The sequence below is a fragment of the Paenibacillus sp. TAF43_2 genome (genome assembly GCF_052113545.1).
Taxonomy (GTDB): Bacteria; Bacillota; Bacilli; order Paenibacillales; family Paenibacillaceae; genus Pristimantibacillus.
In genome coordinates this window covers 47,283-57,568 of record NZ_JBFRDK010000017.1, presented here as the reverse complement: position 1 = coordinate 57,568, position 10,286 = coordinate 47,283, and the positions used below count along the sequence as shown (strand labels likewise).

Here is a 10,286-nt window from a genome sequence, read left to right as displayed (position 1 = left end):
ACTCAAAAATGCGCTTGGAACCCCAAGCGTATTTTTTTATTACAATTGCATAAAATAGCGCCGCGGCGGAGTTTGCGCCATTAGACAAAATAACCTGTGTTCAAAATTAGCGACGCAAAAAAATTGGGAGAGAGATACAATTCCACTTGCACCTTACGTAACGTAATGTTTTACAATAGAGCTACCGGTATATAGCTAGCGCCAAAGATCGGAGATGGTTAATGAAGAAACATTGGAAAGTCGGGGACCTCGCCAATCTGACGGGGCTGACCGTAAGAACGCTGCGCTTTTATGATCAAATCGGTTTGTTATCGCCATCTGACCAGACGGAATCGGGTCACCGGCTATATAGTGAATCGAACTTATCACGCTTGCATCAGATATTATCGCTTAAGGAGCTGGGGTTATCTCTCGAGGAGATTAAGCAGGCCTTAAGCGGCGGGCAGATCAGCCCGCTTGAGATCGTCAACCTGCAGATCAATCAAATCAAAGAACAGATCAAACGACAGCAAAAACTATTGGAGCAGCTCAGACATGTATCCAAGCTAATGCAAGGTCAAGCGGAATTAACAGTTGAAGATTTCACGAGCCTTCTGCAAGCGATGAAAATGGAATTCGAGAAACCGGTCATTGAACGGCAAACGAGTTGGGAGCGACATTTGAACCTGTTAGGGGACTTTCTTGCCATAGAGAGCGGAAGTCCAAAACATAAGGAGGAAAATCAATGAACGAACGATTTGTCAAACATGGAACTTTTGTCGTCGAGCGGACTTATGCTGCATCGCCGGAGAGGGTTTATCACGCATGGGCCGATCCAATTGCCAAAGCAAAGTGGTTTTCGAAGCCAGAGATCTTCGATTTTCAGGTCGGCGGGCGGGAGTACAGCAGCGGCGGGCCGCCGGAAGGGCCAGTCTTTACCTTTGACGCCTACTATCAGGAGCTTGTTCCAGAGCAGCGCATTGTTTACACGTACACGCTGGATTCGGGAAGCACACGCATCTCCGTCTCGATTACAACGATAGAGCTTATTAAAGTGGAGGACGGTACAAAGCTGATTTTCACGGAGCAAGGTGCATTCTTTGACGGACACGATACGCTAGAAATACGGGAGCATGGTACAAACATTATGTTGGACGCACTTGGAAAAACAGTAGACGGGGAGTAGGAACATGCCAATAGTTGAAAATGAACTTATGGCTGCTCGCGAATACAATGTCCCGCAGGAGCTCGTGTTTCGAGCTTGGACAAATTGATCATGTGTCCGGTCACGAATTTCGGATAACGGCTACTTTTGAGAGCATTGAAGGCAGCACCAGAGTCACCTTCCGTCAACGTTTCAAGGAAAAAGAAGAGTTTGAAAAATCCAAGCCGATCTGTATAGAAGCTAATGAGCAGCTGCTTGATAAACTGGGAGAGCTTCTGAATAATTTAACCAACTAGCTTTGATAAGCAATATCGGCTTTTACTTGAAAGAACTAGTACTTAAGTGATAACTCTAAATTTGTCGCCGTTCAAGCTCCCTATCGGGAACCAGACGGCGATTTTATTTTTGGATAAGGGTAGTTGAAACCAGGCAGTTTATGAATTTGGGTTTTTCAACGTTCGCATAAAAGCCTCTATATTGTCTGTCAATAACCTAGTGTTTTCAAATCCAGCATTAGCAATGATGTCCCTAATATTTTTGACAAACTCATTCAAGCTAGCAGTAGAGGCATTTTCAAATCTATTTTCACCGGCGATATCCCCAATTGGGTTGGCTGCTCCTTCTCTATATTCCTGCACCCAATCCTTGCGAGTCGATACTTTCTCAGCGAAGGTTCGCAAGATGTTGCCCCAGTCTTTTCCGTTTACAATAGCTGCTTGCAGCTTGTCCAGCGTTTCCGGCTCAAATTTCTGCATCATATCGGTCAATTTAATATAATCGTCAGGAGCTCCAATAGGCCTTTGCGGCGGAGTTTCGTAGCGGATTTGTTTCGTTTCAGGGTCTATGGTTCTAGTTTTGGATATGGCTCCGATTTGATGAATTGTATTCATAAATTCTGCCGCTTCGTCATCTTTTAAGTAGTTGTCTGCGATATACTTAGCTTGAGAGAGTCCCAGTTCTAATAATGCCGCTCTTTCCTCTTCATCGGTCACGTCTGTAATGAAATTGGATTGAATGATGCCGTAAACAGCTTCCTTCACCTCTGAGGGCTGATCTGTAAGAAGGCGGTTCAGTGAATCATTGATTTGAACGGTTCCAAAATATACAGCTGAATGGTTCACAATATCCGATGCCGCCAGCTGCCTGGCGGCCGGGCTTATTTCAACTGTATCGGTGTCATGCGACAGCTCGGGTATCGTTCCTGTAACCAAGACTGGTTTATCGGTTTGTTGTTTCGAGTTCATATATAAATTCAAGTCATGCGGGGTAGATCCGTAAATTTTCATCTTTAAACACCTGCTCCTATGTCGTTTTTTCATTTAAGCTTTACTCTTCTATTCATAATATCGAAATTTTCTTCCATATTTTTTATAGAATTGGGCAAAAAAGTAACAGAAAGTTTTTATAAGTTCACCTAGCCTGTTTTTATCAATCGGAGTAGTGAAGGAATAGTTTATAATAAATAGGGATAAATACATTGTCTTGTACTAAGCTAAAGCAATATAGTCTTCACATCTGTAGAGGAGATTGTTGATGTTGAATAAGAAGGAAAATGGACCTGATAAGATCGTTCAAGCCGCAATCGAAACGATTGAGGAAGTGGATTTTCTGCTCATCACGCAGTTAACGGCATGGTTTGTTCTTTCTGGTTATCTGGAAATTATGCGTAACGGTTCGGATATTTTGATTCGGACTGGCGATATATTTGTTCTGAATAAAGGTGATATTGTTCGTGTGATCGGCAGTGAAGAGAACTCGACGCTCACAGTGAAATTCTTAACGGGTGAGTATCAAGAGGAGTTTCCGCCATTTAAGCTAAATATTCCATTATCGATGGTTTACAAAAAAGATGGCTATGAACTTGTGAAAAAGGGTATGGCATATTTGTATCTTGAAATGATTTATCCCGGAGACGGTTCTGATTACATGATTGAGGGGTATTCGAAACGATTAATCGGACTTTTCTACAGGTATCTTGGGGCGGCAGATGAAAAGGAGCAAGCGCATGCTGCTTCGGACAAAGTGAAAGAAATTGTATCCTATATCAATGTCAATTATGCCGAGAAGCTTAGCCTGGATGAGATAGCTGAAAAGTTCTATAGCAGCAAGTACTACTTGGCGCATTCCTTTAAAACGCAGTTAGGCATTTCAATCGGAAACTATATCAAAGAAGTGCGGTTATTTCATAGCTTTCGAATGCTGGAAAGTACGAACAACAAGATAGTTACGATTGCTTTTGAGTGTGGCTTTCCCAATGCACGCTCATTTAACGAGGCATTTAAAATGAGGTATAATCTAACGCCTGCTGAATTTCGTGAGGAGCGTCAAAACCGAGCGGTACAGAATCATACAGATGGAACACTGTCTCAAGATGTAGTAGCGCTACTATCACCTTATGTACCTATAGGCGATCTGCCGACTGCTTCAGCTTCAGTCCCCGATCGTATCGAGGTTAAAATAGATTTGCATAAAACGATTGGCCGGCATTCAAAGGTCAATCATGTGCTGAAAATAAAGGGAGAGCTTACGGATAGCCGTTTGCTTGAAGTACGCCAGCGCCTCGGAGTGAAGTGGGTAGCCGTTGCCCATATTTTTAAAAAAGTGGATATACAGCTGATTGAAGGTAAACTTGTTTGTTCATTTAGAGAGCTGGATCGAAAGTTGAAGCAGATTGTATCTGTCGGTATGGTGCCTTACCTTCAATTCCAATCCATCGATTTCGATGATTGGGAGGAGCGAGGTTTCCCTAACAAAAAAGGATTTCAAACGGTACTGACCGAATTAAGTCTCCATCTGCAGCAAAATTACGGGACAAGCCAGGACTGGATGTATGAGTTTCGCTGCTTTTATGAACAGCAGAATAGCCGAGAGCTGTGCATGCCGCTAGTAAATGCCATTTCGATATTTAAAGGTTATCTGAACGTTGTTATTCATTTTCCCATGCCGCCTGAAGATGCGGTGTCGCTTGATATGGATTGTCGTAATGCCGTGTATTGCATCGATGATTGGACACATATGCGCAAGATTCCGCTTGAGGCTGCGCTTAATTATTTGTTCGATGAAGCCTTTATTCGGGTCATTGGTTCGAGTACGAATCTGAAAGCTCAGGACCGTATTTTAGACCGTATGCAGATTTACGAACAGGATGATGATCTACACGCCTATTCGGAGTTAGCGCAAGCGAGCGCGAATATTTGGCAGTACATAAGCCTGAGGAATCAAAATGAAATAGCAGGCCATTACTTCTCCCCGTTGTCGCTCGATTCGGCAAAGCTGTTTGAATATTTTCCAGATGAACTGGCAAGTAAACTGTCATTATGTACGCTGGATGGTCGTTACAAGGACAACTGGTATGCGACAGAGTTTGTGAACCGACTGTTTGACGAGCTTGTATTTCAAAATAAATCTTGTATCGTGACCAAGCGGCAAGAAAACTACCGCATTTTAATCGTTTATCCAGAGGAAGAGCTTCATCTGATGATCAATCAAAATCAGGAACCATTCAAATTGGTTTGGCATAAGGCAAAAAGTCCGTATGTTTATGTGAATCTTGAACTTACAAGCCTGGAAGGAAATTACCGATTGATAAAGCAACGATTAACACCTGAGCAGGTAGACCAACGATTAGATCTATCCGAATTAAGGAAATGCAAAAAGTTGTCCTCTGAAGATATTGCCTATTGGAATGCGATTAATCGACCTTCAAGAAGCGTCGAACAGCTGAAAATAAAGGGAAATCATACACTTGAATTCGAAGTCCCCCTATTCGGAATCGTTATGATTGACCTAGAAAAAACAAACGATTAATGCTAAATGTTGCGCTTTGGATTTCGTGGAAAATCCGAGGATCGCAATATTTAGCTTTTTTTTCGACAAGATCCTCATAGTTTTAATGTAAGCGCTATATTAAGATTAAGCAAAAAAGATAGATGTAACCGGAGGGGATCACGGTGTGGGACTATTTTAAGAAAAAACAAGCAAATAAAAGTGAACTCGTACGAAAAGTGAAGGAAGATAAAGCGAAGCTTCGAGAAAGAAAGCAAGAAATTAAGGCTCTGCCTGAAACAGCACGCAAGGCTGCAATAGATCATGATAAACAATTACAGCATGAGAAAAAGCAACAAAGAAAAATGGAATTGAAAGCTTTAAACCGCAAAGATCGCAGGGCGATGAAAAAAGAAGCGAAACGTTACAAGAAAATCAAAAACAGGCCAAGGCGTTTTACAGGCTGGTCGATTGTGGCAGTTATTGTCGTATTATTATTTGTACAATTCGGTCCCATTGCTTCTGGCCTCATCGATGCGCTGACAGGAAAACATATTACGGCTGTTACCGATTCACCTGAGGGAATTGCAGCACGTGAATATGGCGGGAAAATAGCTGAAGAAATCGCGAATGAAGGCATTGTTCTATTGAAGAATGAAGATAAACAGCTGCCGTTGAACGATAAAAAAGTTAACGTCTTCGGATTAGCGGCACTAGAGCTGCGTTATGGCGGCGGCGGATCGGGTGCTGGGGATACTTCCCGTGCGGTTAATCTCTTTAAAGGCTTAGAAAATGCCGGCATCGCTTACAATACGGAGCTTCATGATCTGTATCAAGAAGTTGGTGCAGAAGCGGGAGTGGGTGCCAAGGCAAGCACGGGCATCGTTCAAGTTGTTAAAGGTATGCTAGGCATGAATTCAAGTGATGAGCCAAAAATTGATTACTTGACTGACGAAGCGATCAAACAAGCAAAAGCATATTCAGAAAATGCGCTAATTGTTATTGCGAGTGAGAGTACAGAAGCTAGCGATGCAACTGATGAACAGTTGAAATTAACAGAAAACAAGCGTGCCTTGATTGAAAAGGTTGCAAATAGCTTTAAAAATGTGACGATTGTCGTCAATGCAGGGAATGCGCTGGAGCTGGGTTTCGTAGAAGAATACGAGTCCATTAAATCTGTATTGTGGATTGGAACGTCTGGACCTTACGGAGCAAACGCATTAGGTAATATTCTTGCAGGGAATGTCAATCCATCGGGGCGTATTACGGATACGTATGTTTATGACAATTCATCTTCTCCGGCAAGCGTGAACTTCGGAGACTACAAATACGATAATTTGAAGTATTCATTCCTCAATTATCAAGAAGGCATTTATGTAGGCTACCGGTTCTATGAAACCTACTTTTTAAATGATGAAGCAGGCTATAAAGATACGGTGTTATATCCTTATGGACATGGGTTAAGCTATACGGATTTCAAATGGAAGGTTCTTAATCAAACCTTATCGGAAGAGAAGATTGAACTGAAAGTTGAAGTGAAAAATGTTGGCGACAGAGCCGGCAAAGATGTGGTGCAGGTTTATTATTCGACGCCATATATCGCAGGCGGCACGGAAAAGTCGGCAATTGAATTGGCGACCTATGCAAAAACGTCTCTGCTGGAAGCTGGTCAATCCGAAGTGCTCACGCTTTCGTTTGCTGCCGAAGAGATGGCTTCTTATGATATGAACGTAGAAGAAGCTTATGTATTAGATCCGGGTACCTATTCGATTAAAGTAGCTCGCAACGTCCATGATATTGCAGCAAGCTATGACCTTGAGCTGGCACAGAAAAAGGTCTTTAAAGAAGACAAGGATACTAAGACGGCTTACGAAAATCGTTTTGACCTAGCAAAAGGTGAAATCACCTATTTGTCGCGTAATGATTGGAAGAAGACATATCCTTCAGATGAGAATATTAGTCATGAAGCACCGGAATATGTGCTCGATGCCTTCTCGAAAAAGAAGGAAGCTTCCAATATGGAAATGCCAACGATTGGTGCCGATAATGGCTTGAAATTGGAGGATCTGAAAGGTTTAGCTTTTGATGATCCGAAATGGGCTACCTTCTTGGATCAGTTAACCATGGATGAAATGATCGATTATGTAGCAAACGGCGCCTATCGTACGATGGCTATCGACCGTTTGGGCGTTCCAAAAACGCTGTTAATGGACGGACCGGCTGGATTCAGCTACTTCTTTAAGCCAATCGAAGCAGCATCATATCCGTCTGAAATCGTCATTGCAGCAACATGGAACAATGATTTGGCGTATCGAATGGGAGAAGCTGTCGGCAAAGAAGCGCGTGCGTATGGCATTCAAGGCTGGTATGCACCGGGTATGAATATTCACCGTACGGCACAAGGCGGCCGCAACTTTGAATACTTCTCCGAAGATCCCGTGCTTTCAGGAAAAATGGCAGCTTCTATGATAAATGGTGCGGAAGACCAAGGCATTATTGCCTTCATGAAGCACTTTGCTTTAAATGATCAAGAAACAAACGCTCGTTCAGGCAATCTAATATGGGCTAACGAGCAAGCGATTCGCGAACTCTACTTGAAGCCGTTTGAGATTACAGTGAAAGAAAGCAGCCCTCTAGGCGCAATGTCCAGCTTCTCCATCATCGGAACAAAGTGGGCCGGAGCGAATTCTGTCTTGCTAAATGATATTTTGCGCAAAGAATGGGGCTTCGAAGGATTTGTTTCAAGCGATGCGGTTTTTGGTTTTATGAAAGCACCGGATGCTGTTGTAGCAGGCAATGACCTCATGTTGGATATTATGACGCCAAGTAAAAACGTTAAATTGTTGAAAGAAGCATACAAGAAGGATCCTTCAGGTATTGCAAACGGAGTTCGCACAAGTGTTCATCATGTGTTGTACACGATCCTGCAAACCTACTTATTCAAATCATAAGCGTTTGGAAGCAGGGTGAATGAAATGAAGTATAAAGCATTAATTGAAAGCATGACCTTAGAAGAAAAAGCGTCTTTAATGTCTGGCGCAAATTTCTGGAATACAAAAGCGATCGATCGATTAAATATTCCAAGCATTATGCTGACAGATGGGCCTCATGGACTCAGGAAGCAAGGCGGAAAGGCAGACCACTTAGGCTTAAATAAAAGTCTGCCTGCCACTTGCTTTCCGACAGCGGCAACCTTGGCTAATAGTTGGGATAGGCAATTGATTTATGAAGTGGGCCAAACGATTGGAAAAGAAGCGGCTAGTGAAAAAGTGAGTGTGCTGCTTGGCCCTGGATTAAACATCAAGCGGAATCCGTTATGCGGCCGCAACTTTGAATATTTTTCCGAGGACCCTTATCTAACGGGCGAATTAGCGAGCGAGATGGTGAAAGGCATTCAAGACAACGGCATTTCTGCCTGCCCAAAACATTTTGCGGTCAACAGCCAAGAGCATATGCGAATGACGATTGATGAGGTTGTAGATGAACGCTCGTTAAGAGAGCTGTATTTGGAAGGGTTCAGACGTGTAGTTGAGAAGGGTAAGCCAAAAACAATCATGACCTCATACAATAAAGTAAACGGCACGTTCGCCAATGAAAACGACTATTTGCTGCAGGATATTCTTTACGGAGAATGGGGATTTGATGGCGTAGTCGTTACCGACTGGGGCGGTAATAATGACCGTGTTGCGGGCTTAAAAGCAGGGAATCAATTGGAAATGCCCGCAACCAATGGGATTACGGATAAAGAAATCGTGCAAGCGGTTAGAAGCAATGAATTAGCTGAAGAGGTGCTGGATRATGCCGTTCATCGACTGTTAGAGCTGGTCTTTACCACCCAGTTAAATGATAGCTCCGCGCCGCGCATTGACTATGAGGAGCATCATCACAAAGCGATAGAAGCTGCCAAACGTTCGATTGTGCTACTGAAAAACGAGGGTCATATTTTGCCGCTTGGGCAGGATAAAAAGATTGCAATTATTGGCGATTTTGCCAAAAATCCTCGCTACCAGGGTGCTGGAAGCTCGCTTATTAATCCTGCTAAGCTGTCCAATGCCTGCGATGTGCTCAGTCAATCTGGTTTGCCGATCGTTGGGTACGCGAAAGGCTTCAATCGAATGGGCGGAAATAATGATCGGTTAGTAAAAGAAGCCGTAACGTTAGCTGACCAAGCTGATACCGTTCTGTTGTTCTTGGGACTGGACGAAGGCAGTGAAGCGGAAGGTGTCGACCGCGAGAATCTCAGCTTACGCGAGAACCAGCTGGACTTGCTTCGTTCATTGACGAAAGTTAATTCCAATGTTGTAGTAATTGTTGCCGGCGGCGGTGCCATTGAAATGCCGTTTGTACATGATGTGAAAGCCATCATTCATACCTATTTATCCGGGCAAGGTAGCGCTGAAGCGTTAACGAGTGTATTGCTTGGGGCATACAATCCAAGCGGCAAGCTTAGCGAAACCTTCCCGATCTCATACGGCGATGTTTCTTCTGCCCCTTATTATCCGGGCAAGGAGGCAACGGCGGAACATATCGAAGGTATTTTTATCGGTTACCGCTATTTTGATACCGTGGAGAAGCCTGTGTTATTTCCGTTTGGTTATGGGCTGTCTTACACAACCTTTGAGTATGCAGATTTAACAGTTGATCAGTATAAAGCTTCGTTTACGATTACCAATACAGGTGCTGTCCCGGGTGAAGAGGTTGCACAGCTGTACATTCAGAAACACGATTCCGCCATATTCAGAGCAAAACGTGAATTAAAAGGCTTTGAAAAGGTGTTTTTGGAGCCGGGCGAAAGCAAAAGGGTTACGATAACGCTGGAGGAACGTGATTTCTCCTATTACAATCCGACAATTAATGAATGGGCAGTTGAACCGGGGGCTTACGACATTCAAATCGGCAGTTCGATTCAATCCATTCTGTTAAGTGAACGGATTACGCTTACAGGGGATTCTGTTTCTTGCGAGCACACGAAGGAGCAATTCCCGCATTATTTTAGCGGACATGTTCACGAAGTAACGGCAGCGGAATATAAGCGGCTTTTGGGATACGAGCCCCCATCGCCTACCTGGAACCCAAAACATGATTTGGGTTTAAACGACACCATCGCTCAAGCTAAATATAAGAACGGACTGGGGAAAACCATCTATCATGTTGTGTTTTTCTTTAAAAGGTTTTTTGACGCTGTTAATAAGCCGCTTTTAGCGAATAATGTTTACTTTGTTCTGAATATGCCGTTTCGTCAAATCGATCGTTTTACCGGCGGGAAAATTAGCCGTAAGCAAATTTTGAAGCTGTTGAAATGGATAAACCGATAACGAGTGGTTAAGCGTCAATTAAATAAAGAATGAAAAAGGAGATACAACGGTATCTCCTTTTT

Annotated in this window: 7 protein-coding genes; 6 read left to right on the top strand and 1 reads right to left on the bottom strand. The window is 43.2% G+C overall.

Annotation, left to right across the window (positions count from 1 at the left end; genetic code table 11):
* Positions 1-221 precede the first annotated feature (221 nt).
* From AB4Z17_RS06080 to AB4Z17_RS06070, 3 genes are read left to right on the top strand one after another with little or no spacing between them, the layout of a single operon-like run.
* On the top strand, positions 222-728 hold the full coding sequence (locus AB4Z17_RS06080) for a MerR family transcriptional regulator (protein ID WP_441958759.1): 507 nt from the start codon (positions 222-224) through the stop codon (positions 726-728).
* Positions 725-1,165, top strand: coding sequence for an SRPBCC family protein (locus tag AB4Z17_RS06075; protein ID WP_430056348.1), 441 nt, complete (start codon positions 725-727; stop codon positions 1,163-1,165). The genes AB4Z17_RS06080 and AB4Z17_RS06075 overlap by 4 nt, the downstream gene beginning before the upstream one ends.
* 20 nt (positions 1,166-1,185) lie before the next feature.
* Positions 1,186-1,440 (top strand): SRPBCC domain-containing protein, encoded by a 255-nt coding sequence (locus tag AB4Z17_RS06070; protein WP_441958757.1) that lies wholly within the window; start codon positions 1,186-1,188, stop codon positions 1,438-1,440.
* Between the two features lie 138 nt (positions 1,441-1,578).
* On the opposite strand, the gene AB4Z17_RS06065 is transcribed toward AB4Z17_RS06070, so the two are convergent.
* Positions 1,579-2,430: a hypothetical protein gene (locus tag AB4Z17_RS06065; RefSeq protein ID WP_441958756.1), complete on the bottom strand. Its 852-nt coding sequence runs from the start codon at positions 2,428-2,430 to the stop codon at positions 1,579-1,581.
* A 247-nt stretch (positions 2,431-2,677) separates the two neighbouring features.
* On the opposite strand from AB4Z17_RS06065, the gene AB4Z17_RS06060 reads away from it, so the two are divergent.
* The 3 genes from AB4Z17_RS06060 to AB4Z17_RS06050 all read left to right on the top strand — a co-directional run bounded on the left by AB4Z17_RS06060 (position 2,678) and on the right by AB4Z17_RS06050 (position 10,224).
* Positions 2,678-4,951 carry a helix-turn-helix transcriptional regulator gene (locus tag AB4Z17_RS06060; protein WP_441958754.1) on the top strand — a complete coding sequence of 758 codons (2,274 nt, stop codon included), beginning with the start codon at positions 2,678-2,680 and terminating at the stop codon, positions 4,949-4,951.
* A 143-nt stretch (positions 4,952-5,094) separates the two neighbouring features.
* Positions 5,095-7,860, top strand: a complete 2,766-nt coding sequence (locus AB4Z17_RS06055; RefSeq protein WP_441958751.1) for a glycoside hydrolase family 3 N-terminal domain-containing protein — start codon at positions 5,095-5,097, stop codon at positions 7,858-7,860.
* A gap of 24 nt (positions 7,861-7,884) precedes the next feature.
* Positions 7,885-10,224, top strand: coding sequence for a glycoside hydrolase family 3 C-terminal domain-containing protein (locus AB4Z17_RS06050; protein WP_441958749.1), 2,340 nt, complete (start codon positions 7,885-7,887; stop codon positions 10,222-10,224).
* The last annotated feature ends 62 nt before the right edge of the window (positions 10,225-10,286 follow it).

Bases quoted from the DNA above. Each gene is read 5' to 3' on its own strand.
- AB4Z17_RS06070 (WP_441958757.1), top strand. From the start codon at position 1,186: ATGAACTTATGGCTGCTCGCGAATACAATGTCCCGCAGGAGCTCGTGT.
- AB4Z17_RS06065 (WP_441958756.1), bottom strand. From the start codon at position 2,430: ATGAAAATTTACGGATCTACCCCGCATGACTTGAATTTATATATGAAC.
- AB4Z17_RS06075 (WP_430056348.1), top strand. From the start codon at position 725: ATGAACGAACGATTTGTCAAACATGGAACTTTTGTCGTCGAGCGGACT.
- AB4Z17_RS06080 (WP_441958759.1), top strand. From the start codon at position 222: ATGAAGAAACATTGGAAAGTCGGGGACCTCGCCAATCTGACGGGGCTG.
- AB4Z17_RS06060 (WP_441958754.1), top strand. From the start codon at position 2,678: ATGTTGAATAAGAAGGAAAATGGACCTGATAAGATCGTTCAAGCCGCA.